This window comes from Streptomyces sp. NPDC087901 (assembly GCF_044742205.1).
In the GTDB taxonomy this organism is placed as follows: domain Bacteria; phylum Actinomycetota; class Actinomycetes; order Streptomycetales; family Streptomycetaceae; genus Streptomyces.
In genome coordinates this window covers 262,840-289,233 of sequence record NZ_JBIUUC010000010.1, presented here as the reverse complement: position 1 = coordinate 289,233, position 26,394 = coordinate 262,840, and the positions used below count along the sequence as shown (strand labels likewise).

The 26,394-nt window shown below is 70.1% G+C and carries 26 protein-coding genes and 1 riboswitch; of the genes, 13 read left to right on the top strand and 13 right to left on the bottom strand.

What is annotated here, in order from left to right:
- Positions 1-80: 80 nt before the first annotated feature.
- Positions 81-1,544 (top strand): DNA polymerase IV, encoded by a 1,464-nt coding sequence (locus tag ACIOEW_RS28595; protein WP_362557563.1) that lies wholly within the window; start codon positions 81-83, stop codon positions 1,542-1,544.
- Here the strand turns inward: ACIOEW_RS28595 and ACIOEW_RS28590 are convergent.
- Positions 1,469-1,849, bottom strand: coding sequence for a PRC-barrel domain-containing protein (locus tag ACIOEW_RS28590; RefSeq protein ID WP_362557565.1), 381 nt, complete (start codon positions 1,847-1,849; stop codon positions 1,469-1,471). The two genes, ACIOEW_RS28595 and ACIOEW_RS28590, sit on opposite strands and share 76 nt — an antisense overlap.
- A 101-nt stretch (positions 1,850-1,950) precedes the next feature.
- Positions 1,951-2,047, top strand: a riboswitch (glycine riboswitch).
- A 195-nt stretch (positions 2,048-2,242) separates the two neighbouring features.
- Here ACIOEW_RS28590 and gcvP point away from each other — a divergent pair.
- Positions 2,243-5,128 (top strand): aminomethyl-transferring glycine dehydrogenase, encoded by a 2,886-nt coding sequence (gene gcvP / locus ACIOEW_RS28585; RefSeq protein WP_401967063.1) that lies wholly within the window; start codon positions 2,243-2,245, stop codon positions 5,126-5,128.
- Positions 5,129-5,221: 93 nt separating this feature from the next.
- Here the strand turns inward: gcvP and ACIOEW_RS28580 are convergent, their stop codons facing one another.
- Together ACIOEW_RS28580 and ACIOEW_RS28575 are read right to left on the bottom strand one after the other, a co-directional pair.
- Positions 5,222-5,428, bottom strand: coding sequence for a DUF5999 family protein (locus ACIOEW_RS28580; protein ID WP_362557569.1), 207 nt, complete (start codon positions 5,426-5,428; stop codon positions 5,222-5,224).
- Positions 5,429-5,749: 321 nt separating this feature from the next.
- A complete protein-coding gene (locus ACIOEW_RS28575) occupies positions 5,750-6,343 on the bottom strand; it encodes a hypothetical protein (RefSeq protein WP_362547540.1) in 594 nt (197 codons plus the stop codon).
- Between the two features lie 480 nt (positions 6,344-6,823).
- Here ACIOEW_RS28575 and ACIOEW_RS28570 point away from each other — a divergent pair, with 480 nt between their 5' ends.
- Entirely contained in the window at positions 6,824-8,329 is a 1,506-nt protein-coding gene (locus tag ACIOEW_RS28570) for a glutamate-cysteine ligase family protein (RefSeq protein ID WP_401967060.1), read from the top strand.
- 119 nt (positions 8,330-8,448) lie between these two features.
- On the opposite strand, the gene ACIOEW_RS28565 is transcribed toward ACIOEW_RS28570, so the two are convergent.
- Positions 8,449-10,236, bottom strand: coding sequence for a substrate-binding and VWA domain-containing protein (locus ACIOEW_RS28565; protein ID WP_401967057.1), 1,788 nt, complete (start codon positions 10,234-10,236; stop codon positions 8,449-8,451).
- Positions 10,237-10,420: 184 nt separating this feature from the next.
- Here ACIOEW_RS28565 and ACIOEW_RS28560 point away from each other — a divergent pair, with 184 nt between their 5' ends.
- Positions 10,421-11,200 (top strand): CPBP family intramembrane glutamic endopeptidase, encoded by a 780-nt coding sequence (locus ACIOEW_RS28560; RefSeq protein ID WP_401967054.1) that lies wholly within the window; start codon positions 10,421-10,423, stop codon positions 11,198-11,200.
- A 65-nt stretch (positions 11,201-11,265) separates the two neighbouring features.
- Here the strand turns inward: ACIOEW_RS28560 and ACIOEW_RS28555 are convergent, their stop codons facing one another.
- Positions 11,266-12,087 (bottom strand): PhzF family phenazine biosynthesis protein, encoded by an 822-nt coding sequence (locus ACIOEW_RS28555; protein WP_401967051.1) that lies wholly within the window; start codon positions 12,085-12,087, stop codon positions 11,266-11,268.
- A gap of 147 nt (positions 12,088-12,234) precedes the next feature.
- On the bottom strand, positions 12,235-12,660 hold the full coding sequence (locus tag ACIOEW_RS28550) for a hypothetical protein (protein WP_401967048.1): 426 nt from the start codon (positions 12,658-12,660) through the stop codon (positions 12,235-12,237).
- A 219-nt stretch (positions 12,661-12,879) separates the two neighbouring features.
- Between ACIOEW_RS28550 and ACIOEW_RS28545 the strand changes: the two genes are divergently transcribed.
- A complete protein-coding gene (locus ACIOEW_RS28545) occupies positions 12,880-13,512 on the top strand; it encodes a PadR family transcriptional regulator (RefSeq protein WP_362547558.1) in 633 nt (210 codons plus the stop codon).
- A 102-nt stretch (positions 13,513-13,614) separates the two neighbouring features.
- On the opposite strand, the gene ACIOEW_RS28540 is transcribed toward ACIOEW_RS28545, so the two are convergent.
- Together ACIOEW_RS28540 and ACIOEW_RS28535 are read right to left on the bottom strand one after the other, a co-directional pair.
- Positions 13,615-14,046: an SRPBCC family protein gene (locus ACIOEW_RS28540; protein ID WP_362547561.1), complete on the bottom strand. Its 432-nt coding sequence runs from the start codon at positions 14,044-14,046 to the stop codon at positions 13,615-13,617.
- Between the two features lie 78 nt (positions 14,047-14,124).
- Entirely contained in the window at positions 14,125-14,319 is a 195-nt protein-coding gene (locus ACIOEW_RS28535) for a hypothetical protein (RefSeq protein WP_362547564.1), read from the bottom strand.
- A 244-nt stretch (positions 14,320-14,563) separates the two neighbouring features.
- On the opposite strand from ACIOEW_RS28535, the gene ACIOEW_RS28530 reads away from it, so the two are divergent.
- From ACIOEW_RS28530 to ACIOEW_RS28515, 4 genes are all read left to right on the top strand, one after another.
- Positions 14,564-15,097, top strand: coding sequence for a Clp protease N-terminal domain-containing protein (locus tag ACIOEW_RS28530; RefSeq protein ID WP_362547567.1), 534 nt, complete (start codon positions 14,564-14,566; stop codon positions 15,095-15,097).
- A 114-nt stretch (positions 15,098-15,211) separates the two neighbouring features.
- Positions 15,212-15,370 carry a hypothetical protein gene (locus ACIOEW_RS28525; protein ID WP_362547570.1) on the top strand — a complete coding sequence of 53 codons (159 nt, stop codon included), beginning with the start codon at positions 15,212-15,214 and terminating at the stop codon, positions 15,368-15,370.
- Between the two features lie 137 nt (positions 15,371-15,507).
- Positions 15,508-16,512 carry an EamA family transporter gene (locus tag ACIOEW_RS28520; RefSeq protein WP_401967043.1) on the top strand — a complete coding sequence of 335 codons (1,005 nt, stop codon included), beginning with the start codon at positions 15,508-15,510 and terminating at the stop codon, positions 16,510-16,512.
- Between the two features lie 158 nt (positions 16,513-16,670).
- Positions 16,671-17,627: a DMT family transporter gene (locus ACIOEW_RS28515; RefSeq protein ID WP_401967041.1), complete on the top strand. Its 957-nt coding sequence runs from the start codon at positions 16,671-16,673 to the stop codon at positions 17,625-17,627.
- Positions 17,628-17,682: 55 nt separating this feature from the next.
- Here ACIOEW_RS28515 and ACIOEW_RS28510 read toward each other — a convergent pair whose 3' ends face one another.
- On the bottom strand, positions 17,683-18,384 hold the full coding sequence (locus ACIOEW_RS28510; RefSeq protein ID WP_401967038.1) for a pyridoxamine 5'-phosphate oxidase family protein: 702 nt from the start codon (positions 18,382-18,384) through the stop codon (positions 17,683-17,685).
- A gap of 35 nt (positions 18,385-18,419) precedes the next feature.
- Between ACIOEW_RS28510 and ACIOEW_RS28505 the strand changes: the two genes are divergently transcribed.
- Positions 18,420-19,751, top strand: a complete 1,332-nt coding sequence (locus tag ACIOEW_RS28505; protein ID WP_401967035.1) for an aminotransferase class I/II-fold pyridoxal phosphate-dependent enzyme — start codon at positions 18,420-18,422, stop codon at positions 19,749-19,751.
- Position 19,752: 1 nt separating this feature from the next.
- Here the strand turns inward: ACIOEW_RS28505 and ACIOEW_RS28500 are convergent, their stop codons facing one another.
- Entirely contained in the window at positions 19,753-20,889 is a 1,137-nt protein-coding gene (locus ACIOEW_RS28500) for a DMT family transporter (RefSeq protein ID WP_401967032.1), read from the bottom strand.
- Between the two features lie 38 nt (positions 20,890-20,927).
- Between ACIOEW_RS28500 and ACIOEW_RS28495 the strand changes: the two genes are divergently transcribed.
- A complete protein-coding gene (locus ACIOEW_RS28495; protein WP_401967029.1) occupies positions 20,928-21,848 on the top strand; it encodes a LysR family transcriptional regulator in 921 nt (306 codons plus the stop codon).
- A 387-nt stretch (positions 21,849-22,235) separates the two neighbouring features.
- A complete protein-coding gene (locus tag ACIOEW_RS28490) occupies positions 22,236-22,778 on the top strand; it encodes a YciI family protein (RefSeq protein WP_362547592.1) in 543 nt (180 codons plus the stop codon).
- Positions 22,779-23,069: 291 nt separating this feature from the next.
- On the opposite strand, the gene ACIOEW_RS28485 is transcribed toward ACIOEW_RS28490, so the two are convergent.
- Both ACIOEW_RS28485 and ACIOEW_RS28480 read right to left on the bottom strand, forming a co-directional pair.
- Complete coding sequence (locus tag ACIOEW_RS28485; RefSeq protein WP_401967026.1) at positions 23,070-24,152, bottom strand: protein kinase family protein; 1,083 nt, start codon at positions 24,150-24,152, stop codon at positions 23,070-23,072.
- 473 nt (positions 24,153-24,625) lie between these two features.
- Positions 24,626-25,102 (bottom strand): pyridoxamine 5'-phosphate oxidase family protein, encoded by a 477-nt coding sequence (locus ACIOEW_RS28480; RefSeq protein ID WP_362547598.1) that lies wholly within the window; start codon positions 25,100-25,102, stop codon positions 24,626-24,628.
- Positions 25,103-25,214: 112 nt separating this feature from the next.
- Between ACIOEW_RS28480 and ACIOEW_RS28475 the strand changes: the two genes are divergently transcribed.
- Complete coding sequence (locus ACIOEW_RS28475; protein ID WP_362547601.1) at positions 25,215-25,865, top strand: cysteine hydrolase; 651 nt, start codon at positions 25,215-25,217, stop codon at positions 25,863-25,865.
- Between the two features lie 48 nt (positions 25,866-25,913).
- On the opposite strand, the gene ACIOEW_RS28470 is transcribed toward ACIOEW_RS28475, so the two are convergent.
- The gene (locus tag ACIOEW_RS28470) at positions 25,914-26,369 is read right to left on the bottom strand and encodes a Rieske (2Fe-2S) protein (RefSeq protein ID WP_401967021.1); all 456 of its coding nucleotides are present in this window, start codon (positions 26,367-26,369) and stop codon (positions 25,914-25,916) included.
- Positions 26,370-26,394: the final 25 nt, after the last annotated feature.

Here is a 26,394-nt window from a genome sequence, read left to right as displayed (position 1 = left end):
CGGCCGCACCCCGGAAATCCGGGGAGTGCCCGCCGTTGTGACAGGGCGGCTGTCAGTGCCGTAGGGCACCATCGATTGATGTGAGAGCCGCGCCCACCATCCTGCATCTGGACATGGATGCCTTTTACGCGTCCGCGGAACAGGCTGCGAAGCCGAGCCTGCGCGGCAAGCCGGTCGTGGTGGGTGGACTGGGGCCCCGGGGAGTCGTCGCCACCGCCTCGTACGAGGCGCGGCGTTTCGGGGTGCACTCGGCGATGCCGATGGCGCAGGCCAGGAGGCTGGCGCCGAACGCGGCCTATCTCGTGCCGCGCTTCACGCTCTACCGGACCGTGAGCGACCAGGTCATGGAGCTGCTGGGCCGCCTCTCGCCCCTTGTCGAGCCCCTCAGCCTCGATGAGGCCTTCGTCGACCTGGAGGCAGGCGGCACGGCGGACGACGCGGCCTCGGCCCTGGAGATCGGCGAACAGCTGCGCGGGGCGATCGAGGCGGTCACGGGGCTCAGCGGCTCCGTCGGGCTCGCTGGCTCCAAAATGCTGGCGAAGATCGCCTCCGAGGAGGCGAAGCCCGACGGGATCCTGCTGATAGAGCCGGGCACGGAGCGGGAACTGCTTGCGCCCATGACGGTGCGTACCCTGCCCGGCGTCGGCCCCGCCACCGCAGACCATCTGCGCCGCGCCGGCATGACCACGGTCAACGACCTCGCCGAGGCGGGCGAGGCGGAACTCGTACGGTTGCTGGGCAAGGCGCACGGCAGCTCTCTGCATCGCATGGCGTTCGGGTACGACGACCGGCCCGTGGTCGCCGAGCGGGACGCGAAGTCGGTGTCGGTCGAGGACACCTTCGACACCGATCTGCATGACCGCGTCCGGGTCAGGACAGAGGTGGAGCGGCTGGCTGACCGGTGTGTCCGGCGGCTGAGGGGCGCTGGACGGTCGGGGCGCACGGTGGTGCTGAAAGTGCGGCGCTACGACTTCTCGACCCTTACCCGCTCCGAGACACTCCGCGGGCCCACCGACGACCCCACGGTGGTCAGAGAGGCCGCGGCGCGGCTCCTGGAGTCCGTGGACACCACCGGCGGCGTGCGACTGCTGGGCGTCGGCGTCACCGGCCTTGCCGACTTCACCCAAGAGGACCTGTTCGCCCAGGCGGCGGACGAGCGGACGGCTGCCGAGCGGACGGCCGCCGAGCTCCCCGACACCACCGAAGCGGGCGCGGACGAGGGGGAGCCGGCGGGCGAGGAGTCCGCGCAGGAGAGTGCGGAGCAGCTTGCGGCGCGGCGCTGGCCGGCCGGTCACGACGTGCACCACGACACCCATGGGCACGGCTGGGTACAGGGCAGCGGGGTCGGACGGGTGACGGTGCGATTCGAGGAACCGGAATCGGCGCCCGGCCGGGTCCGCACGTTCCGTATCGACGATCCGGAACTGCAGCCGGCCGATCCGCTGCCGCTCGTGCGGAACCCGGTGGACTACTCGTCCTGGCCCGCCAGCCTGCCGAAGTCGCGGTCGGGGGCGCTCCCGCCCGGCGCCGAGTCCAGACCGTAGTGCCGGTAGAGCTGAAGCTCCTGTTCCGGCGAGAGATGACGGCCGACGCCGAAGTCGGGTGCGTCCTTGATCAGGGCGCGGTCGAAGGGGATGCGCAGCGTGTCCTCGACGAATTCGCTGGGCTCCAACGGGACGAAGGCGTCCCGGCTGAACAGTCCGGTGCGCACGGCCGCCCATTCGGGCACACCGGTAGCGTCGTCGAGATACACCTCGTCCACGGTACCGATCTTGGTGCCCTTGCGGTCGAACGCCTTGCGGCCGATCAGGCTGCGCGGATCGATGTCGGTCTGCACGTGGCCTCCCATTGGTCGCAGCTACTCCACAGGCACTACAGAAGTGCACATCCGTGGCATTGGCCACTCGAGATATCCACCGCATACCCCGCTGGTAGGCTGGCAACGGCTGCTGACCCTGTGCGGGAGAGTCCTCCGGAGGAAATCCGGAGGCGCCGAAGGAGCAAATCCTCCCCGGAATCTCTCAGGCCCCCGTACCGCACGGACGAGGTCACTCTGGAAAGCAGGGCGAGGTTCCCGTACGGCCACGGCCGGACAGGACCTCTCCCTCACCGACGGTGAAAGCCGGTGCGCCCTGCGGGCACCGGTGAAGCTCTCAGGTTGAGATGACAGAGGGGGAGGCCGTTCGGGCACCCCGCGCCGTGGTGCCCCTCGCAGGTCGTGACAGACCAGGAGGCCTCCATCATGACCCCCCGTCGCACTTCGCTCTCCCAGCTCGAACAGGGAATTCCCTTCGAGCAGCGCCACATCGGTCCCGATTCCGAGGCACAGGCGAAGATGCTCGCCCAGGTCGGTTACGGCTCGCTCGACGAGCTGACCGCCGCCGCGGTGCCCGATGTGATCAGGAGCGCCGAGGCCCTGAAGCTCCCGGCCGCCCGGACCGAGGCCGAGGTCCTCGCCGAGCTGCGCCTCCTCGCCGACCGCAACCAGGTCCTGGCCCCGATGATCGGGCTCGGCTACTACGGCACGTTCACCCCGCCGGTGATCCTCCGCAACGTGATGGAGAACCCGGCCTGGTACACGGCGTACACGCCCTACCAGCCTGAGATCTCCCAGGGCCGACTCGAGGCCCTCCTGAACTTCCAGACGATGGTCGCCGAGCTCACCGGGCTGCCCACCTCCGGCGCCTCGCTGCTCGACGAGGGCACCGCGGCTGCCGAGGCCATGGCGCTGGCCCGGCGCGTCGGCAAGGTGAAGAAGGGCGTCTTCCTGGTCGACGCCGACACCCTGCCGCAGACCGTCGCCGTCATCGAGACCCGAGCCGAGCCGACCGGGGTCGAGGTCGTCGTCGCCGACCTCACCGACGGCATCCCGGCCGAGATCGCCGAGCGCGGTGTCTTCGGCGTGCTGCTTCAGTACCCGGGCGCCTCCGGAGCCGTACGGGACATCAAGCCCGTCATCGAACAGGCCCACGAGCTCGGCGCGATCGTCTCCGTGGCCGCCGACCTTCTGGCGCTCACCCTGCTCACGTCGCCCGGCGACCTGGGCGCGGACATCGCGGTCGGCACCACGCAGCGCTTCGGTGTGCCGATGGGCTTCGGCGGTCCGCACGCCGGCTTCATGGCCGTACGCGAGAAGTTCGCCCGCAGCCTCCCGGGCCGCCTCGTCGGTGTCTCCGTGGACGCGGACGGCAACAAGGCGTACCGGCTGGCCCTGCAGACCCGCGAGCAGCACATCCGCCGCGAGAAGGCCACCAGTAACATCTGTACCGCTCAGGTGCTGCTCGCCGTGATGGCCGGCATGTACGCCGTCTACCACGGCCCCGACGGGCTGCGGACGATCGCGCGGCGCACCCACCGCTACGCGGCCATCCTTGCCGAGGGCCTGCGGGCCGCCGGTGTCGACGTGGTGACCGGTACCTACTTCGACACGCTCACCGTCCGGGTCCCGGGCAAGGCCGCCACGGTGGTCGCCGACGCCCGTGACCGCGGGGTCAACCTGCGGCTCGTCGACGGCGACCTGGTCTCGCTCGCGTGCGACGAGACCACGACCCGCGCGCAGGTCGCTGCCGTCTGGGCCGCCTTCGGCGCCGAAGGCGACATCGAGGCGCTGGATGCCACGACCGCCGACGCGCTGCCGGAGACTCTGCTGCGCACCGACGCGTTCCTGACCCACCCGGTCTTCCACCAGCACCGTTCCGAGACCGCGATGCTGCGCTACCTGCGCAAGCTCGCCGACCGCGACTACGCGCTGGACCGCGGCATGATCCCGCTCGGCTCCTGCACCATGAAGCTGAACGCGACCGCCGAGATGGAGTCGATCACCTGGCCCGAGTTCGGCGCGCTGCACCCGTTCGCACCGGCCGAGCAGGCCGAGGGCTTCCTGACACTCATCCGTGAGCTGGAGGAGCGCCTCGCCGAGGTCACCGGCTACGACGCGGTCTCCATCCAGCCGAACGCCGGGTCGCAGGGCGAGTTCGCGGGGCTGCTGGCCGTGCGCGCGTACCACCGTGCCAACGGCGACGAGGGCCGGACCGTCTGCCTGATCCCTTCCTCCGCCCACGGGACCAACGCCGCGAGCGCCGTGATGGCCGGCATGAAGGTCGTCGTGGTGAAGACCGCCGACGACGGCGAGGTCGACATCGAGGACCTCCGCGCCAAGATCGCGCAGCACCGCGACGAGCTCGCCGTGCTCATGATCACCTACCCGTCCACCCACGGTGTCTTCGAGGAGCACGTCGCCGACATCTGCGCCGAGGTGCACGACGCCGGCGGTCAGGTGTACGTCGACGGGGCCAACCTCAACGCCCTGGTCGGCCTCGCCAAGCCGGGCCACTTCGGCGGCGACGTCTCGCACCTGAACCTGCACAAGACCTTCTGCATCCCGCACGGCGGGGGCGGCCCCGGCGTCGGTCCCGTCGGTGTGCGTGCGCACCTGGCGCCGTACCTCCCGAACCACCCGCTGCAGCCCGCCGCCGGTCCGGAGACCGGTGTCGGACCGATCTCGGCTGCTCCGTGGGGCTCGGCCGGAATTCTTCCGATCTCCTGGTCCTACGTACGCCTGATGGGCGGCGAGGGCCTGAAGCGTGCGACGCAGGTCGCCGTACTCGCGGCCAACTACATCGCCAAGCGGCTGGAGCCGCACTACCCGATCCTGTACAACGGCCCGGCCGGACTGGTCGCGCACGAGTGCATCGTGGACCTGCGCCCCATCTCCAAGGCGACCGGCGTCAGCATCGACGATGTCGCCAAGCGCCTCATCGACTACGGCTTCCACTCGCCGACCATGTCGTTCCCGGTCGCGGGCACGCTCATGATCGAGCCGACCGAGAGCGAGGACCTCGCGGAGCTGGACCGGTTCTGCGACACGATGATCGCCATTCGCGGCGAGATCGAGAAGGTGGCCTCGGGCGAGTGGAGCGCGGACGACAACCCGCTGGCCAACGCCCCGCACACCGCGGCCGCGCTGGGCGGGGAGTGGGAGCACGGCTACAGCCGTGAGGTGGCCGTCTTCCCGGCCGGGGTGTCCGCCGCCGACAAGTACTGGCCGCCGGTGCGGCGGATCGACGGTGCGTTCGGTGACCGCAACCTCGTCTGCTCCTGCCCGCCGCTGGAGGAGTACGACAACTGATTCCGGAACGCCGGAACACGGGGGCGTGACGCGGACATGCGTGGGGGCCGGTGCGGAGACTTCTCCGGGCCGGCCCCTTTTCGTACCGGCCGCTCAGGCCGCCTTCACCACCCGGCCCGTTTCCAGCGGTCGGTGCGGGGCGATGATCTGCCCGTCCGGGAGCAGCTCACCGGTGTCCTCGAAGAGCAGGACGCCGTTGCACAGCAGGCTCCAGCCCTGTTCCGGATGGTGCGCCACCAGACGGGCGGCCTCCCGGTCGGGTGAGTCGGCTGTCGGGCAGGCTGGCTGGTGCTGACACATGGCTGGGTTCTTTCGCTGCGTTGAGTTGAGTGTCCTGCGGCTTGAAGAGGTGTTCATGGCCGCCCCCCGTATCGATCGGTCCGTCCCAGTGTTGCCCTACGGGCGTCAATCCGCAGGGATTTCGCAGCAGCACATCTTCTCCTCCCATGACGCATCACCCGCCCGGACGGTTCAACGCAACTGCACTGTCCCTTCGGGTGGTTCGGGGTGGCCGGATGGGGCTAGTCCGGATGGGCGCGTGTCCCCCCACTTGATGGCACTGTGCCCCGCCACCCGATCGGGTGGCGGGGCACAGTGCCATCAAGTGGGGGGAGCCGGCAATCAGGCGGGAGAACCGAGCAGGGGGCCGGGGCCGGGGGCGATACGGGTGGTGATCACGGGGAGCAGATCAGCGACCCGGTGCGGGCGGTGTGCCGCGATACCCGGTGGGGCGGGAGCCAACGGAATCAGCAGATCGGCCGGGGCCGGTGAGCCGCCGGAGGCGTCGGCCTCGGTGTCCCCGTGCAGCCACAGCGCCATCATGTAGAGCTCGGGGATGGAAAGCAGCCTCGGCTGGTAGGGCGTCGCCGCCGCTTCCGCCTGGCGCAGGGCGAGTTCGGTCGAGGCGATGTACGGGCCTTCGAAGAAGTGCGAGAAGGCCCAACCGTCCGGGGTGAGCATTGTGTCCGCCGCGGCGACGGCTCGCTCCGTGCTGCGGATCAGGAAGCGCCATGCGGCGAGCCGGGTGGTGGGTGCGAGCCCGTCCGGGCCGATTCGGTCCAGCACGTGGACGGGGAGCGGGTGTTCGGGGCTCAGAGGTCCCTGGGCGGACCGCAGAGCGGGGGTGCGGGCCTCGCGGACCGCAGTCGGTGAACCGAGCGCCGCGAGAACGCTGCGCAGAGCGGGCGCGGGAGCCGGAGGTACATGCAGCGGCATAGTGGTCGCCTCTCACTTCGGAGACACGGTGGAGCGTGGGCGGGTGCAGACGGCGCTGTCGGCGTGCGGGGCCAGAGGAGGCCGGTGACTGGGCCGGTGCGTCAACTCTCTGCCTCGTCCGCGGAGTTTATACGACACGTGTTCACGCGGTGTTTCCACTAGCCGCCACGGCTATTGCCGACAAGACGGTATCCGGACTCAATTATGCGGAGATTATGTTGATTCGTTGTGAGCGGCACAGCCACCGCCTCAGGTTTTTCCCTTGCGGCGGTAGGCTGAAACGTGTCGGCACTTTCCCTGGGCGCCGAACGGGGAATCTGCGCGCTGCACCATGCCGAGTGAATGTGCCCCGGGCCTCGGACATCAGATTAGCGGGTGCGCGGCGTCCGTGGTGCGTTATGGATCTCCCTGTCTGGGCATTATCGATCGTGACGCGAGCGGCCTGGGCCGCGGGCTGCCCACTCGAGGAGGGATGCTTCGATGGGGGAGAAGGTCGTTGCGGGCGCCTTGGACCTGTCCGACCGGCAGAAGTACCGGAGGAAGCTCCACCAGTGCCTGGAGGGGCTGGGGAGGCTTCTGGCGGAGCGGAGGTTCGACCGGCCGCGCAACCTCATGGGCATGGAGATCGAGCTGAATCTGGTCGGCACCGACGGTATGCCGAAGATGTTGAATGGGCAGGTTCTGGAGCGCATCGCGAGCCGCGATTTCCAGACGGAACTGGGGATGTTCAATCTCGAAGTGAACATAGTTCCCCATAATCTTTCAGGACGCGTTCTCGACCAGCTGGCCGAGGAGCTGAGGACCGGTCTCGGATATGCCGACCGGAAGGCCGCCGAGGTCGACGCCGGGATCATGATGATCGGAATACTTCCCACCCTCGGACGCGAGGACATGGTCCGGTCCAATCTCTCGGACGTGGACCGTTACGCGCTGCTGAACGATCAAATGGTGGCAGCGCGCGGCGAGGATTTCTCCCTGGATATCGAAGGTGTGGAGCGACTGGTCTGCACCTCCGGGTCGATCACGCCCGAGGCGGCCTGCACCTCGGTGCAGCTGCATTTGCAGGTGACTCCGGAACGCTTCGCGGACGTGTGGAACGCGGCCCAGGCCGTCGCGGCGGTCCAGGTGGCCATGGGGGCCAATTCCCCCTTTCTCTTCGGCCGGGAGTTGTGGCGGGAGTCGCGGCCGCCCCTCTTCCAGCAGGCCACGGACACCAGGCCGCCCGAACTCCAGAACCAGGGGGTGCGGCCGAGGACCTGGTTCGGTGAGCGGTGGGTCGATTCGGCGTACGAGCTCTTCGAGGAGAACCTCCGCTTCTTTCCCCCGCTGCTGCCCATCTGCGACGAGGAGGACCCGCTACGGGTACTCGACGACGGCGGGGTGCCGGGGCTCCAGGAGCTCGTCCTGCACAACGGCACGGTCTACCGGTGGAACCGCCCGGTGTACGGGATCGCGGACGGCGTCCCGCATCTGCGGGTGGAGAACCGGGTGCTGCCCGCGGGACCGACCGTCGCCGATGTGATCGCCAACACCGCGCTCTACTACGGGCTCGTACGGGCCCTTGCGGAGGAGACCCGTCCGGTGTGGACGAGGATGCCCTTCACCGCCGCGGCCGAGAACTTCGACACCGCCTGCCGCCGGGGCATCGAGGCCGAACTGCTCTGGCCCCGGCCGGGCCGTTCCGGCGGGCTGACCCGGGTGCCGGCCGTCAAGCTCGTGCGGGACGAACTGCTGCCTCTGGCCGCCGCGGGCCTCGACGCCTGGAACATCGCGCCCGCGGACCGGGACCACTACCTGGGAATCATCGAGGAGCGCTGCAGGCGGCGGGTGAACGGGGCGTCCTGGCAGGCGGACACCTACCACCGGGCCCGGGAGGCCGGGCTGGGGCGGGCCGAGGCACTCGCCGCCATGACCCGGCGCTACGCCGAACTGATGCAGGACGGCGAGCCCGTGCACACCTGGCCGGTGGACCTTCCCGCACGGTGAGCCGGGCCCGGGCGGCCGGTTGCCCAGCCGCTGCTCCGGGCATGCCCTGCTCTTGGGCGAACCTCTTCCGCGGCGGCTGAGGGAGAGGTCCGCCCGGGCCGTCGTCCTGGCCGTGCGCGCTACTCTCCGGTTGCGCCGCCGCTCTGTCCCGCGGTCATGACGGCCTGCAGGATCACCGCCTGGATCTCCGCCGGGTCGCTGACCTGGTATCCGCCGCCGCCGGTCACCTTCGCTATCTCGTTCACCTCTTCGCGGTCGGCGTCGGGGCCGACGGCGATGGCGAGCAGCGGTACCGGGCGCTCCGGGTCGGTGATCTTCTTGAGCTCGGCTATCAGGGCGGTGCGGGAGATGGACTGCTCATCCTGGTTCGAGCCGTCCGTGAGGATCACGACAGCGTTGAACTTGCCCTTCACGTAGGTGCGTTGTGCCTCCTTGAAGGCGGCCAGCGCGGTGTCGTACAGGCCTGTCGCGCCGTCGGGCACGGGCTGCAGCGCGGCGAATGCCGCGGCGAGCTTCTCGCGGTGCGTGCCGCCGCCCTTGGCCGCGTCGCCGAGCCGGCCGGTGGCCACCAGCCGGCGGTAGTCCTTCTCGCCGTCGAGCCGGGTGGCGAACTCCCAGAGACCGATCTCGTCGTTGGGGGTGAACTGGTTGAGCGCCTGGATCAGGGAGGCCTTGGTGACGTCCATCCGGGACTGGTTGCGGCCCGGCACGATCGTGGCCATCGACCCCGAGGCGTCGACGACGGTGGTGAGCCGCGCGCTCTGCACCGTGATGGTCCACATGCCGAGCGTCTCCTGCAGCGTCTCGTCCGAGGGCGCTGTCCCAGGTGATGTGGCGTACGGCTGGGGCGACTTGCCGCCGGCCGAGGCGACGAGGCTGTCGTCCGCCGTGCCGTCGACGGTGCGGAATCCGTGCTCCTTCAGCGTGCGCTGGGCGGCGTCCTCGGACAGCAGTGTCATGAACCGTAGCGCCGCCCGGCTCTCGTCGGTGGTCTGCTCCTCCTCGTTGACCAGGGTGAACGGGTAGTTGAGAAGCGGGGCGCCGTCCTTGGGGTAGAAGAGGTCGAGCTTGCCGCCGTCCGCCGACTCGGCGTTGTGGGCGAACGTGGCCTGCTCGGAGAGCAGCACCGCCTGGTTGCGTGCCGGATTGCCCTGCTCCGCGCCGGAACTGTCCTGGGGCAGGGTCTCGACGACCTGGGTGTCACCGTCCGACATCCGCTGGGCGAGCAGCTTGGCGGTGGCCGCGGCTCTGGTGTCGCTGTCTCCCCCCAGCTTGTCGGAAGAGATGCCGATGCTCGTCAGCGCGAGCAGGCCCGTGGCGCTGCGTGCGGGGTCGGCCGAGCCGAGGCGCACCTTGTCGGATTCCATGGCCGCGGCCGTCAGTTCCGCCCAGGAGTACTTCTTCTCCGGCCAGCCGAGAGTCTTGGCGGCGGAGGGCACCATGGCGAGTGCGACGGGCGAGGAGGCGACGGAATCGCCCGGGGTGATCGGGATGGCGTCCCCGTTGCCCTTCGCCCGGTTCAGCCAGAGATCGGAGTCGGGGAGCCACATCTGGTAGTCCGGTGCACGAGTGCCGCGCGCGAGGGCGTCCGCGACCTTGTACGAGTCGCGGGCCACCACGTCCACGTCCACACAGCGGCCGTCGGATCTCAGATCGTCCTTGCGTGCCTTGTCGGCGACGGCACGCACGGCGGGAGCGATATCCGGTGAGGTCATCATGGACAGGTGTACGGCGGTTTCCTCGCAGGACTTCGAGAACGACAGCAGGCCGCCCTGTGCCGCGACCGCCGTTCCCGCGGCCACGGCGAGAACGAGCATGGTGGCGATGACCACGGTGCGACGGCGGCGCGGTGGACGGTCCCCGCTTCCGTCCGTGGCGTAGTCGTCGGGCAAGCTGTGACGTCCCATGTCGGTGGTGCCCCTCCTTGAGGATGAACAAGGAAAAGGGGGACCACACCATCGGCAATGGTGGTCGTCCCCCGGCCTGTCGCGCATGATCTTCGTACCTGCATTCGAGACCCTAGCGGGGTGGGGAGCGGCATGGGACGTGAATGCACAACTGAGGGCAGGTGTACAGGTGGAGGCGGTGCGAGTGGCTGATTCTTTTCCTCAGGAGGCCGTCTCACGACGGATTCTGCGGTCCGAGACGGTGTTGGTGCTGGCTCTCTCGCTGGGTGCCAGCGGGGTGTCTGCCCTGATCAGTTTTGTCGGATCCCTGACGAAACCAGGGGGTTTGAAGGATCAGGCGGCCACCCTCAACAGCTCCTACGCGCCGGGGCGCCCATGGCTGGATCTCGCCTGGCAGCTCTTCGGGATCACGACGGCGCTGGTTCCTGTCGCCCTGGTGGCGCACCTGTTGATCCGGGAGGGCACGGGGCTGCGGGCCATCGGCTTCGACCGGACAAGGCCGGGGCCGGATCTCGGGCGCGGGGCCCTGGTGGCGGCGGGTATCGGCAGTGCGGGTCTGGCCTTCTATCTGGTCGCCCGGGCAGCCGGTTTCAACCTCACGGTCGTCCCCGAGTCACTGCCTGACGTGTGGTGGAAGTTCCCGGTTCTGATCCTGTCGGCGATCCAGAACTCCGTGGTGGAGGAAGTGATCGTCGTGGGATATCTGCTGCGCAGGCTGGGGCAGTTGGGGTGGACCCCGATGGCCGCGCTGGTGGCCAGTTCGGTCCTGCGCGGCTCGTACCACCTGTACCAGGGCGTCGGCGGCTTCGTCGGCAACATGGTGATGGGCGTCGTCTTCGTGCTGCTGTACCGCCGCTGGCAGCGGGTGGGGCCGCTGGTCGCCGCGCACGCCCTGCTCGACATCGGCGCGTTCGTCGGTTACGCGCTGCTCGCCGGGAAGGTGGGCTGGCTGCCGACGCCCTGAGCGGGGGAGGGGTGTGGGCCGGGAGGGGGTGTGCGGGACGGGCCGCACACCCCCTCCCGGCGTCGTCACAGGGTGACGAGCAGTTCGCCGTCCACGACCGTCACCGCACGGCCGGTCAGCAGGGTGCGGTCGCCGCGCAGTGACGTACGGACCAGTCCGGACCGTGCGGACGCCTGCAGGCCGGTCAGCTCGTCGCGGCCGAGCCGGGCCGACCAGAACGGCGCGAGCGCGGTGTGGGAACTGCCCGTCACCGGATCCTCGTCGATGCCGACGGCGGGGAAGAAACCGCGGGAGACGAAGTCGTAGCCGCATCCGGATGAGGCGGCGGCTGCTGTCGCGATGACGCCGCGCCGCGAGTGGGCGGTCAGCGCCGCGAAGTCCGGCGAGAGCCCCCGTACGGCCGCCTCGTCGGTCAGTTCCACGAGCAGGTCGCCGACGTGCGGGCCTGTGTCGTGCACGGATACGGGCTCCGCGCCCAGGGCGGCGGCCAGCCCCTGCGGCGGGTTCTCGGGGGTCAGCGGCGCGGTGGGGAAGTCGAGTGAGATCGATCCGTCCGGGGCCGTGATCGAGGTCAGCACCCCGCACCGCGCGGCGAAGCGCACCGTTCCGCTCGCGATCGACGCGGAGTGCAGGACGTGGGCCGTGGCAAGCGTGGCGTGACCGCACATGTCGACCTCGGTGGCCGGGGTGAACCAGCGCAGCGCCCAGTCCGCGGCGCCGCCCGGTGGCAGCGGGTGGGCGAACGCGGTCTCGGAGAGGTTCAGCTCCGTGGCGATCTGCTGAAGTCGGCTGTCATCGGGGAACCCCTCCGTGCCCAGGAGGAGGACACCTGCGGGGTTGCCGGAGAAGGGGCGGTCGGTGAACGCGTCGACGATTCGAATCCTCATGGTCCGACAGTAGGGGCCCGGCAAAGCCGCAGGCCAAGGCCAATTCCGGGTCGGCGGCTCGGATGTCCTGTGCCGGCGAACCTGGACCGCGTGCCACGGAGTGTGGACCGAAGGCGCTTTGTGACAGTGAAGATGGACCGCCGCAGGTCAGTCATCCTGGCGTAGGAGCGAAAGCCGCTGCTGGGCCTCGTCGCGGACCCCTGTATCCGTATCCGCCGCCAGCACCCGAAGCTGCCGGATGAGTTCCGCCGCGCCGTCACCGGTCATCCAGCGAGGGTCACCGTTCAGCTCCGCGCCGAGCTCGTCGGCAGTCCACTGGTCGGTAGCGTCAGCTCGGGCCGCGAGCACGGCGCGCAGACCGGCCAGGTCCCCACGTGCCAACAGGGCCTCGGCTGTCCCCGAGGTCACGGCGGTGTCTTGGACATCGAGCAAGAGGCGGTGAAGGACATCGGCGACGGCCTCGATCCGAGGAGCCGCCGCCAGCCGACGTCCCGCAGCGGCCCTGACGCTCCACGAGGGAGAGTCCGCAGCAGCGAGCAGATCAACCAGCTCTTGATCTTGGAAGTCGTTCATGGCACCAGCGTGCCAGGAGAGGTCTCAGCTGCGGCCGTCCATCTTCACTGTCACAAAGCGCCTTCGGCCCACACTCCGTGGCACGTGGTCCAGGGTCGCTGACACAAGTCATCGGAAACTCGACGAAGGGGTTTGCTAAGCGACTGTTACCGATATATCGTTGAGCCATCGCGACAGTACAGCGATAGACCAACGATCATTACGAGAAGGAGTACGGTCATGCGTTCACATGGACATGAGCACGGACACGGTCACGGACGTGGGCGAGGCCCCTACGGGCCCGGTCAGCAGGAGCGGGGCGACTTCGAGGGGCGTCGGGAGGCCTTCGGCCAGTTCGGTCCGCCCTTCGGCGGCGGCCCATTCGGCGGCGGCCCCTTCGGTGGCGGACGAGGCCGGGGCGGCGGTCGGGGACGGGCGCGCCGCGGTGACGTGCGTGCGTCGATCCTCGCGCTGCTGAAGGACCGGCCGATGCACGGTTACGAGATGATTCAGGAGATCGGCGAGCGCAGCGGCGGGGCCTGGCGGCCCAGTCCGGGCTCGGTCTATCCGACCCTTCAGTTGCTGGAGGACGAGGGTCTGATCGTCAGTGAGAGCGAGGGCGGCAAGAAGCTCTTCACGCTCACCGACGCAGGCCGCACCGAGGCGGAGTCGGGGCCCGACGCGCCCTGGGAGGAAGCCGGCCGCGGCGTCGACTGGGAGAGCGTGAACGAGATCCGGCAGGCCGGCTTCGGCCTGATGGAGGCGTTCGGGCAGGTCTGGAAGACCGGGTCGGCCGATCAGCGCGAGAAGGCGCTGGCGGTTGTCAACGACGCCCGCAAGAAGCTCTACCTCATCCTCGCCGACGAGCACTGAGCCGACGGTGGGAGAAGTGGGCAGGTATGGCGAAGGGCCTCGCGGCGGTGCTGCGGGGTCCTTCGCCATGTCTCCGGCGCGCTGTCGCCGATCTCCGGGTGGTCAGGCGATGATCAGTCCGTCCAGTTTGCGCAGCGACTCGATGAGGGCCGCCGTGGCGGAGTCCTTCAGTTTGCCGGCCATCAGGGAGACCGCTGCGCCGGTGAACTCGCCGTCGATGCGGATCGTGGTGGCTTCACCGTCCGGCGTCAGTACGTAACTCATCTTCAGGTTGACGCCCATCGGCCCCTTACCCGTGGTCGTCAGCAGGCGTCCGCTCTCCAGCTCCGACACCGTCCAGGTCACCTCGGCGGGGAACCCCATGAGTTTCAGGTTCTCCTCATAGGTGCCCGCGAGTTCGAGCGTGGCCGGGCCCCCCTTGGGGAAGCTTGAGTGGGTGGCGTTCCACTCCCCGTACGTGCTGAAGTCGGTCAGCTGGGCCCAGACCTTGCCGGCCGGTGCTTCGATGCGCGCCTCTGCACTGACTTCGGCCATGCGACCACCCCTTCTCGACGGGTTACGGTGTCGCGGAACGTAGCCGCAGCGGCGAGAACATTCAATACTGATGAAGCGTCAGATCTCCTGGGCCGGTCCGGTCCGCCAGATCAGGGCCGCGTCGAACCGGTCGCAGGCGCGGGGGTGCGGTCCGTCGTCGTGGCAGTGGAACGCCGCCCAGAAGAGATCCGCGCGCAGGGCGTCGGACGGTGCGTGGACCCGGTAGACGTAGTCGTACCCGTCGAGCGCAGGCAGCGAGACGAGCCAGCTCACCTCCGGCACCCCCTCCCGCCGCCGTGACAGTGCTCCAGCCTGTGGGACGTGTGCGGGGAGGCTTTCGGTTGCTCAGGGGGCGCGAGGCAAGGCGGCGCGCGCCGATAGCGGGAAATAGTTCCTGGCGTGGCGCGATCTCATCCGTAAGGAGGAGGCCTCGCTTCTCGGTGCCCGACTCGGGTGGGATGCGGCAATGGCACTCTCCGGGGACGCCCGGGCCCGTCTCGGCTGATGGGGTGGAAGGGTGCAGAACCGGACGCCGCGGATCCCTCAGCAGCCCGCACCGAACCATCGTGCTGAGTTCGACGCCGGCCTCACCGCGGAGCTGGCCGCCGTGGTGACGGGCGCGCGCAGGCGCGCTCTGCGGGACGGTGACCGGCACATCGACACGGCCCATCTGCTGCACTCCCTCATCGAGTCGGACCCCGAGGTCCGCACCGCCTTCGACGGCGGCCCGCAGCTGGCCAGGGTGCTCGGCTACCTCGTCCAGCGAAGCATCGGATACGGGCTCCGCTGGCAGGGGACGGTTGAGAACTCGGGCGCCCTCCCGGTGGTGGCGGACGCGGGTGCCGAGGGCTGGTCGCCCTCCGCGGCGTCCGCGATGGTGGGTGCGTACCGTCGCGCGCGGTCGCTCGGGCGCGAAAGAGCCGGCGGCGTCGACCTGCTCGTGGCGCTGACCGGGGACCGGGAGTGCCGGGCCGTCGAGGTGCTGGAGCGGGCGGGCGTCGACGCGGCACTGGTCGAGGGCCGGATCGTGGAGGCGTTCCCCCAGGGGTGACTTCCGGATTCGGCCCGATCGCTGTGCGAGCGCGTCGAGAGCCGGGCGGAGCAGGGCGGCGACGCGGTCGGCGGGGGTGTCCCGGAGCGGGCGAGGCCGAGCAGCTGATGGTCGATGGTGACGCCCACCATCGTGGTGACGATCAGTGCTGCGCGCAGTTCCGCTTCCCCGTCGCCCCGTCTGCCGCCAGTGATCACACGCGTACGCGACTACATGGACGCCCTGGCCGTCGCCCGTGCGGCAGTGGCGGCGGCCGGGGAGCCCGGCGCGTAGAGGGCCACCCGGTCCCGGGCGGGCGGTGCGGGTCAGAGTCCAGCCGTCTATGTCAGGGGCGTCAATGACATCGGAGTGTTACCCGCGTCAGGCGTCACAGGGATGACGCTCCTGACGTCAGCTGTCATGATGTGCCGATGCACGCGTCTCAGGGGAGAAACGCCGGCCTGGGACTCGCCCTCGCCTCGGCCTTCGCATTCGGTGGTTCCGGAGTGGCGGCAAAGCCGCTCATCGAGGCGGGGCTCGACCCGCTCCATGTGGTGTGGCTCCGGGTGGCGGGCGCCGCGCTCGTCATGCTGCCGGTGGCCTGGCGCCACCGGGACCTGGTCCGCAGCCGCCCCGTGCTGCTGCTGGGATTCGGACTCCTTGCCGTCGCGGGCGTCCAGGCCTGCTACTTCGCCGCCATCTCCCGGATCCCGGTGGGCGTGGCGCTGCTCGTCGAGTACCTGGCGCCGGCACTCGTCCTCGGCTGGGTGCGCTTCGTCCAGCGCCGGCCGGTGACCAGGGCGGCCGCTGTCGGCGTCGTCCTCGCGGTGGGTGGTCTGGCCTGTGTCGTCGAGGTGTGGGCCGGGCTGAGTTTCGATGCTGTCGGGCTGCTGCTCGCCCTCGGTGCCGCCTGCTGCCAGGTCGGCTACTTCGTCCTCTCCGACCAGGGCAGCGTCGACTCGGCCGAGGGCGCCGAGCCCCCGCATCCGGTCGGTGTCATCGCCTACGGCCTGCTGATCGGGGCCGCCGTGCTCACCGTCGTGGCGCGGCCGTGGGGCATGGACTGGTCCGTGCTCGGCGGCGACACCGCCATGAACGGCTCGGATGTGCCCGCCTGGCTGCTCCTCGTCTGGATCGTGCTGCTCGCCACCGTCATCGCGTACGTGACAGGCGTCATCTCGGTGCGGCTGCTTTCGCCCGCGGTGGCGGGAGTCGTCGCCTGTCTGGAAGCCGTCATCGCCACCGTGCTGGCGTGGGTGCTGCTCGGGGAGCATCTGGCCGCCCCGCAACTCATCGGCGGTGCGCTCGTGCTGACCGGCGCCTTCATCGCGCAGTCGTCAACGCCCAAGGCGCCCTCCGGCCCCATTGCCTCAGGGGCGAACGAGAAGCGGACGGCGTCCGAGGCGGAGTTGCCTGCCGGTCGCGCCGCCTCCTAGGGTGGCGATCATGCATTTGACCGTACTTCCGCCGCCTGTCGCCTAGCGCGGGCAGCCACACCTGACGAAGACCGGGCTCGGGCAGTCCCCGAGCGGTTCGTCGCTGCCCGCGTGCGGAGCCGAGCGACCACCTTCCTGTCTTCCTCTGGAGAAGTCACGTGTCGAATCCTGCTTCCGGCCTGTCCGTCGGGCGGAGCCTGTGCTATCTGATCATCGCCGGAGTGGCCTGGGGCACGGCCGGCGCCGCCGCCTCGCTGCTCTTCGAGTCCAGCGATCTCGGCCCCCTCGGCCTGTCGTTCTGGCGCTGCGCGGGCGGCCTCGTGCTCCTGCTCGGCGCGCTCGTGCTGCGGCCCGGCCGCGCAGCCGCCGTCATCGAGTCCCGGCGCCGGCGCCTGCTGCGCATTCTCGGTACCGGCATCGGTCTCGCCGTGTTCCAGACCGCTTACTTCGCAGCCGTCCAGGCCACCGGCCTCGCGGTCGGCACCGTGGTGACACTCGGCGCGGGCCCGGTCCTCATCGCCGTCGGAGCCCGGCTGACGATGGGGGAGCGGCTCGGGCTCGGCGGACTCGCCGCGGTCGCCGGAGCACTGACCGGTCTCGCCGTACTGGTGCTCGGAGGCGACGCGGGGACGGTGCGGCCCGCCGGGATCGCGCTGGCCCTGCTCTCCGCGGCCGGATACGCCGCGATCACGCTGCTCACCCGTTGGCTCGGCCGTGACGGCGGTGGCGCGGACCCGCTCGCCACCAGCGCCTGGGCGTTCGGAATCGCGGGGGCCCTCCTGCTGCCGATGGCGGCCGGTGAGGGACTCGTCGCGCACACGGAGCACCCGGCGCAGGTGGTGACGCTGCTCGTGTACGTCGCGGCGATCCCGACCGCGCTCGCCTACGCGCTCTACTTCGCGGGCGCCGCGGTGGTGCGGGCCGCCACCGTGTCGGTGATCATGCTGCTCGAACCGGTCAGCGCGGCGGTCATCGCTGTCGTCGTGCTGCACGAGCGGCTCACACCGGCGACAGTCGCCGGGACGCTGCTGCTGCTCACGGCGGTGGTGGGGCTGGCCGCCGCGGAGACACGCGGCGCCGCGAACGCCCGCCGGGAGGCGGTCGTCCCCGTGTGACCGGCAGGGATGGCGGGGCAGTGGCCGTAGCGCTGCCCCGCCATACCGGGCCGTTTCAGAGCGCCTTCAGGTACTCCGGGACGGCGATCGAAGGATCGAGGTCATCCGCAGGAACCGGTGTGGCATAGCCGGGCGCGAGGGGGACGACGCCCGCCCAGTGGGGCAGTGCGAGGTCGCGTTCGTCGTCGTTCGGGCCACCGGTGCGGATCTTGGCGGAGACCTCCCGCAGGTCCAGCCGGATCACGGCGGTGGCGGCCAGCTCCTTCTCGTCGGCAGGCCGGGAGTCCTTGGAGCGCCCGGGCACGACCTGCTCCACGATCGCGTCGAGGGCGACGCGCCGCTCCTCGGGGTCGGTCACCGTCCGCGCCACGCCGTGAACGACCACGGAACGGTAGTTGAGGGAGTGGTGGAAGGCGGAACGCGCCAGCACCAGCCCGTCGACATGCGTCACTGTCAGACACACGGCCAGTCCCTCGTCGCTTCCGCCCGCCGCCCGCAGCGGCCGGGAGCCGGTCGAGCCGTGTACGTAGAGCCGCTCGCCGACCCGGCCGAAGAGCGTGGGAAGGACGACGGGCGCGCCGTCCCGGACGAAGCCGAGGTGGCAGACGTACGCCTCGTCGAGTATCGAGTGGACCTGTTCCCGGTCGTACGAGGCCCGTTCGCGGGAGCGGGTCGGAACCGTGCGCCCGGTCGGGTCGTAGGCGGTTGCGGCTTCGAGGTCCGGGGCCGTGGTCTGCTGGGGTTCGGTCTCCGGCATTGCCTACTCCATTGCACTAGTGCATACTGTTCTTTGTGCTAGGAGAGTATCGGATCAGTGGGCGGCGTGCATCGGAAATTGCCGCGAGTGTGGAGCGGGCAGTCGGTTCGGGTGAGCTGGCACCCGGACAAGCTCTGCCTCCCATGCGGGAGTTGGCGAGTCAGCTGAAGGTGAATCCCAATACGGTGGCGGCCGCCTATCGCACCCTGCGGGAGCGGGGCGTGATCGAGACGGCGGGGCGCAGGGGCAGCAGGGTCCGGCCGCGACCGGCGAGCACCGCGCGCGGGTCGGTGTGGGTGGAGGCGCCGCCAGGTGTGCGGGACCTGGGGGACGGCAACCCCGACCCGGCGCTGTTGCCCGCGCTGGGTGAAGCCTTCGCCGCCGTCACCGAGGCGTACGCACGGGCGCCGGGGATGTATGCGCAGGTGTCCGTGGACCCCGAGTTCGCCGCGCTGGCCCGCGCCGGGTTCGACGCGGACGGTGTTCCGGCCGGGCCGGTGATCGCCACCTCGGGCTCGCTGGACGCGATCGAAAGGGTGCTGGTCGCCCATCTCAGACCCGGTGACGCGGTCGCGGTGGAGGACCCCGGCTGGGGAGGTCTGCTGGATCTCGTCCCGGCACTGGGCATGCGCCCGGTCCCCGTCGCCGTCGACGACGACGGGCCGCTGCCGGACGCCCTCGACGCCGCGCTCGGGGCGGGTGCGCGGGCGGCCGTCATCACCGACCGGGCACAGAATCCGACCGGAGCCGCGATCGGGGCAGGGCGCGCGGCCGAACTGAGGGCGGTCCTCGCCGGATACCGGGGCGTACTGCTGATCGAGGACGACCACGGGCACGCCATCGTCGACCTGCCGCTGCACCCCCTGGCCGGCGCCACGGACCGCTGGGCGTTCGTGCGGTCCGTCGCCAAGGCGTACGGGCCGGATCTGCGGGTCGCCGTGCTGACCGGGGACGCCGTCACCGCCGACCGGGTCTCGGGCCGGCAGCGGCTTGGGCCCGGCTGGGTCAGCCGGCTGCTGCAACGGGCGGTGGTGCACCTGTGGACGACGGGCGCGGTCGACTCCCGCGAGGTGGCCCGGGCGTACGCGCGCCGCCGGGATGCACTTGTCCGGGCGCTGGAGGACCGGGGCGTCGAGGCGCACGGACGCAGCGGGATGAACGTGTGGGTTCCGGTGAGCGACGAGACAGGGGCCGTGGCGAGGCTGCTGCACGCTGGCTGGGCGGTGGCGCCCGGAGCCCGCTTCCGGATGACCGCTCCTCAGGGGATCCGGATCACGGTGTCGCCGCTCACCGACGCCGACATCGGGCCGCTCGCCGACGCGGTGGCGGCAGCGGCGGGACCCGCGAACCCGTTGAGCTACGGATGAGCTACGACGGCTTCCTGAGCCGCCGTCCAGGTGCGGGCTCCAGCGGGGCGGGCACTTCGGCGGCGCGGGGCCTGCTCTGGGTCAGCGCGGCACCCGCCAGGACGACGAGGGCGCCGACCGGGGTGTTCCAGCTCGGCTGCTCGCCGAGCACGGCGACTCCGGCGGCGGTGGCGATCACGGGGATGAAATAGGTGACCATCTGCGCGGTCGTCGGGCCGACCTCGGCGACCAGGCCGTACTGGAGCAGTACGGCGAGGCCCGTTCCCAGGGCCCCCAGAGCGACGACGGCCAGGGTGGGCCACAGCGGGAATCCGTCGGGTGCCGACGTGAACAGCGGCGTCACCAGGGCGATCTGCACCGTACCGAGGAAGAGCTGGCTGCCGGTGAGGGAGAGGACCGACGAACCGGTGCCCGCAAGGGTCCGGCGGACGTAGATCCAGCCGATCGGATAGCTGAGGGAGGCCAGGAGCGCCATCGCCGTACCGCTGAAGTCCAGGCCGGAGAAGCCCTGCCAGGCGCCCAGCACGGTGAGTACGCCGAGGAAGCCGAGCCCTAGTCCGGCGACGCGGCGGCGCGTCGGGCGGTCCTCGGAGAGCGCGACGAGGGACAGCGCCATGCCCCACAGGGGTGAGGTCGCGTTGCAGATGCCGGCCAGGGTCGACGGGATGGTCAGTTCCGCGTAGGCGAACAGGGAGAACGGCAGGGCGTTGAGGAAGAAGGCGGCCACGGCCAGATGGCCCCAGGTGCGGGCGGTTCGCGGCAGTCGTTCACGCTTGACCGCCATGGCCACGCCCAGGACCGCGGTCCCCGACAACAGCCGGCCGAGCGTGACCTGGAACGGTGCGTAACCATCCGTTCCGACCTTGATCAGCAGAAAGCTGAAGCCCCAGATGAGTGAGAGCGCCGCGAAGCGCAGCCGCCAGTCCAGCGCCGGGCGGCCGGCGCCGCCGGAGTCGCCGGAGCGGCCGGCGGGATCGGCGAGGGGAGACGTCGGGGCGGCGTGCTTGACTCCCGGGGACGCGGTGGCCATGGACGTCTGCTCGGCCCTCGGTGCGGGGGTGGTCTCGGCGGCCGGGCTTCTCGGTGCGGGTGGTGCGCTCATGAGGTCAACGATGACTAATACAATCTCGTAGCACAAGTGAGACTTTGTGCTGGAGTCCGCGTAGCATTGCTTACATGTTGAACCTGGAGCGCCTGCGAACCCTGGATGCCCTGGCCCGGCTCGGTTCGGTCAGTGGCGCCGCGGAGGGGCTGCACGTCACCACGTCCGCCGTCTCTCAGCAGATGGCGAAACTGGAGCGGGAGGTCGGCCAGCAGCTACTGGCCAGGAACGGCCGCGGGATCCGGCTCACCGACGCGGGGCAACTGCTCGCCGACCATGCGGCCCGGATCCTCTCGCAGGTCGAGCTGGCCCAGTCCGACATCGAGGCCCAACGGGGCGAGGTGGTGGGCGAGATCCGGCTGGGCGCGTTCCCCACCGCGGCGCGCGGGCTCTTCCCGGCCACGCTCCTCGCCCTGCGCGCCGACCATCCCGAACTCCGGGTGCGTACGCAGGAACTGGAGCCCGAGGACGGAATCCGGGCGGTACTCAGAGGCGACCTCGATCTCGCCGTGGTGCTGGACTGGAGCAACAAGCGGCTGCCGGTCCCGGGCGGTCTGGCCCGTGCGCAACTGCTCGACGACGCACCGGACATCGCCATGCCGGCCGGTCATCCGCTCGCGGAGCGGGACCAGGTCGACCTGGAGGACTTCGCCGACGACGAATGGGTGTCCTGGCCCGAGGGCGAATTCTGTTACGACTGGCTGATGTTCACCCTCCGCTCCAAGGGGATCGAACCGCGCATTGCCCACCTCGCCGGCGAGCACCACACCCAACTCGCTCTGATCGCTGCGGGGATGGGCGTCTGTGTGGCGCCCCGGCTGGGCCGCGGGCCGGTGCCCGACGGGGTGCGGCTGGTGCCGGTGCGGCAGAAGATGCGGCGGCACGTGCACGCGGTGTGGCGGGCGGACGCGGACCGGCGTCCGTCGATCAGGGCGGCGGTCGCGGCGCTCCGGGAGTCGGGGCGGGAGCTGGACGATCCGCTAGGGGATTCCTGAAGCGTGTTCTCAGTTCGCCTCTGTGCCGGCACTGGTGCATGCAGGGTTGACGGACGGCTTGGTCCGCGGCGATGCCGGGCACCAGGAGCAGATCCGGGCCTGGTTCGGCCGGCCGCTGTGGGGCTTGGAACCCGCCGATGCCGATGCCGATGCGTACTTCGACCGGTGCAGCTCGGCTCGCCCCGTGGCATTCGCCTGCCCGCTCGCAGACGTTGAGCAAGTGCTTCCTGTTCCTGGAGTTGCGCGACAGGGTCAACTCCAGCAGCTGACCGGCCGGATGGTCGAGTGCTCGATCTCTTGCACGCATGCCTCTGGGTGAGGCCGCAGAGCAGTCGTCGCAGTGAAACCCGCTCGCCCCGGCTATCTCCTTGAAGAGACACTATGGGCATGGAGTTCCTCTGCTACCACCGTGACCGGCCCGGATCCTTGCTGCTGCGCGACGAGCTGCTGGAAGAGCATTGGTCCTACATGGACCGGTACGCGAAGGAAATGATCGCCCGGGGCCCGACCCTCGTCGGCGACGTACCCACCGGCAGCGTGCACATCGTCGACCTCCCGGATCCCGCCGCCGCCCGCACGTTCGCCTTCGACGAGCCCGGCTACCAGGCCGGTGTGTACCGGGACGTGCTGCTGCGGCGGTGGCGCAACGTCCTGGGACGCACCATGTGGGACTTCCCCGGTGGCCCGACCGGTGGCAACCGGTACCTGGTGCTCGGCCTCGGTTCAGGGCAGGCCGCCGACCTCGCAGTGCCGCCCGGCCGGGACGAGCTGATCGCCTACGGACCGCTGTTGTCCGACGACGGCGCCACCTGGCTGGGCACGGCGGCGCTGGTCCGGGCGCCGGACTCGGAGACGGCACGCTCCGTCCTGACCTCGGACCGGTACGCCGGCATCGAGGTGCACAACTGGCAGTTCGGCGGGCGGTCGTAAGGACCCGAGGACATCCGACCGGCATGGCCGCCGAAGCTCTTCGAATGGCTCGGCATCCTGGTCTCTCACCCGAAACCATGGATGCGCCGGCCCGACGCAGACAGTGGGGCGGGAGCGCCTTGATCGAGAGGACCCCGCTCCCCGTCCGCGGAGCGAGGCCTCGGCTACAAAGTGACCCGAGTTGCTGCCGGACGGGCGTAGAGCCAGGAAGGTGCACCGAGAGGCCCGTCGGCGGGCAGCGGTAGTGGCAGCCGATGCCGTACGGCTGGACAGTCGAGGCGAGGGTGTGGATCAGCTCGGGGTCGTGGCGCCGGCGCCCAACTGCCGCTCGATCTCCGCAGCCGGGAACGGTGTCTGCTTGCTCTCGGTGAGCAGACGGCGGAAGAAGGAGTCCACGACGACGGCAGGGCGTGCGTGCCGGTCGATGATGGCCGTGATCTCGGGCGGAACGTTGCCAGGTCGCCGGCCCGCGATCCAGTCGTGCAGGAAGACTTCACGTTCCGTGTCACCGCGCACGCCGTCGAGCAAGTGGTAGCGGAGCAGGTGGCTCGCGGTGTAGCAGTGGTCGTACGCGAGGTGGTCCGAGAGGAAGCCGGACTCGTCCGCCGAAAGGTCGAAGCGGGAGCTCAGGGCCAGTCCGAAGTCAGTGAAGTAGAGCTGGCGGCCATCGGTCAGGATGTTGGCGAAGTGAGCATCGAAGTGGACAAGTCCGCGAGAACTCATGAAGGCAGCTCCGCTCATCAGAGCTTCCTCCACCCAGCGGAAGGGCGAGCCGCCCCCGCCTTCCGGCACGGCGGTCTCACGGTGGCGGGCCAGCCATCCGGCGAGTGTGTGCGGCACGTGCTCCAGGAACACCACCAGGCTGCACGAGGACTGACCGATGGCCTCCAGCCGGTCACGAACGGCGGGTGATCCCTCCCAGTGCGCGACGGCGCCCTCCAGGCCCCCGAACTCGTAGGTGAATCCTTCGGGAGGGGAGTCAGGCAGAACCCGCCAGTGGTACATCAGGGGGAACCCCGCATACTCGTCGCCCAGAACCCAGTTGGTGGTCATGGTGTGCACGGCAAGCTCCCGCCAGGCACCGAACCCGGCCGAGCCCACCCCGTACTGGTAGAACATCGGCAGTTCGAAGACGTTCGCCGTCGACCGCGCGTTCTCCGGGCTCAATTCGGTTTCCGTCAAAGGGATCCGCTTGACGAAGACGCGCGTTCCGTCGATGTCCAGCTCTGCCGACCTGCCGCCGATGCCCGACCCGAGCGGGGCAGCAGCTGCCACGACCTCCCCGAGCCGGTGGTCGCTCAGCAAGGAGAGCTGAGTACTCACGGTCCCGTAACCAGCCAGCCGCGCGGCGCGCACAGAATCCTGGTCCGGCATCGACGGCTCCTCGGTGCCCGAACCAGGGCTTCGGCAATCCCGCGTACGGCACCGACCTTACGCCGAGAGGGTCATTCACTCTCACGAACGATCCTTTCCCGGAGCGAGATCGGAAATGGTCGGCGGAAGAGGTCCGGATCGTGGATGCACTGTCCCGACTCGGTCTCACTCAAAAGCGAGACCGAGGACGTTCCGGGAAATGTCTGTGTCAGTGTCCGGGGTCATGACGGCCCACAGGCGGTGCTCGCGTCCGAAGCGGACGACGTCGAACGTCCCCCTTGACCCCGGCCGCTTCACCGAGGTGCCCCGGCTCGCGAAACTCCTGCTCGTGCCCACCCCCGCCGACCGCGGCCCCGGCCAGCCGTGGCGGCCTGGCCAAGTCGGCTCCGGGCCGCCTCTTGGGGACGCGTGGGAGCCGGGCTGCCCTTCGGCCCCCGGGGTTCAGGCGTCGGCCGGGCCGGTCGGCTGAGGGCTCAGGTGCCGGCCGGGCCGGTCAGTTTGCCGAAGTCCCAGGATGTGAAGGTGTCGGGGGTGAGTCGCATCCAGGCATGCCGGCCGTCGTGCGGCATCACCTCCATGCCGAAGTACTTCGCGGCGAACAGCCGCTCGGGAACGGTGAGTTCCGGGCAGGGCTCACCTGTGCGCGGGGCTTCGCCGACGAAGACGGCGTCGCCCGAGAGCTCGATGCCGCGCAACTCCCCGTACTCCACCCCGTCGTCGACGACCACGGAGATCCTCGGGTCGTGGTCCAGCTGTGACCACCGCAGGCTCCGGGTGATGGAGTAGAGCCACAGTGACGTTCCGTCCCAGCAGAACCAGAGCGCGCCGACATGCGGGCGGCCGTCCGTGCCGACAGTGGCGACCCGGCAGGTGCGCTGTCCGGCGAGGTAGGTGTCGCGTTCCTCGTCCGTCATCATGATCCGGCGGCCCCGCCGTTGACTGACGGCCATGGGAAGCCCCTTCCTGTTAGCTGACGATGTGTCAGGAATCATGAGGCCTCTTCCTTCATCGCGCAATGGACGTTAGCCTCGCGCGCCCGATCCGTCATCGAGAGGGGCAGCCGTGCCGTCCAGGGAACAGCTAGCCGAGCAGACCGATCCGGCCACCACCGTCCTGCTGACGGTGGAGTGCCAGCAGGGTGTGGTGGGACCCGGCAGCGCGCTGCCCGAACTTGCGAAGGAGGCCAGGTCGTCCGGGGCCCTGCACAACGTCGCGCGGTTGGTGTCCGCCGCTCACGAGGCAGGTGTGCAGGTACTGCACGCGGTGGCCGAACGCCGCCCGGACGGCCGCGGCGCCAACAGCAACGCCCGCCTCTTCCGGGCCGCGGGGCGGCTTCCCGTACAGCAGCATTCCGGCACCACGGCGGTACGGATCGCCGAGCCCATCGAGGTGGCGGACGAGGACCTCGTCGTCCGGCGGCTGCACGGGCTGTCGCCGATAGCGGGTACGGACGTGGACGCCCTGCTCCGCAACCTCGGCTGCCGCACCCTCGTCGTCACCGGCGTATCGGCGAACGTGGCCATCCCCAACGCGGTCTTCGACGCGGTGAACCTCGGGTACACCGCGGTGGTGCCGTCCGATGCCATCGCAGGGGTGCCGGCCGACTACACCCCCGCGATGATCCGCAACACTCTGGCCCTGGTCGCCACGGTGACCACGACAGACGAGCTGCTCGGCTGCTGGATGAACGGGCGGACCGGGCAGAGGGGGTGAAGTCGCGGCCCGGGGACGGCCGTGAGGCCTGCTACGACGCGAGGCCTGCTACGACGCGAGGCTGATCGCGTCGCCCTCGACCGTGATCGCGGCGGCCGGCAGCGGTGTGGTGGCCGGACCTGTGGTGACCGCGCCCGTCGCCACGTCGAACTTGCTTCCGTGACAAGGGCAGTTGATGGCGCCGTCCGAGACGCTGGACACCGCGCAACCCGCGTGGGTGCACTTCGACGAGAACGCCTTGAACTCACCGGCCGCGGGCTGCGTCACGACGACCCCCTGCTCCGCGAAGACCTTGCCGCCGCCCTCAGGAATGTCGGCGGTCCTCGCGAGGACCGGGCCTCCGCCGCCGTCCCCGCCGTCATCGGCCTGCTTGACGACACCGGAACCGGCCGACTCGTTCGAACTGCCGCACGCGGTCAGTACGGCCGCCACGGAGACGGCGCCGGCCGCTGTGACGACGGTCCGGCGTCCGATGCGGACCTCGTGGTCCTGCGATGCGCTCATGCTGGCATTTCCTTCCACGGTGTTC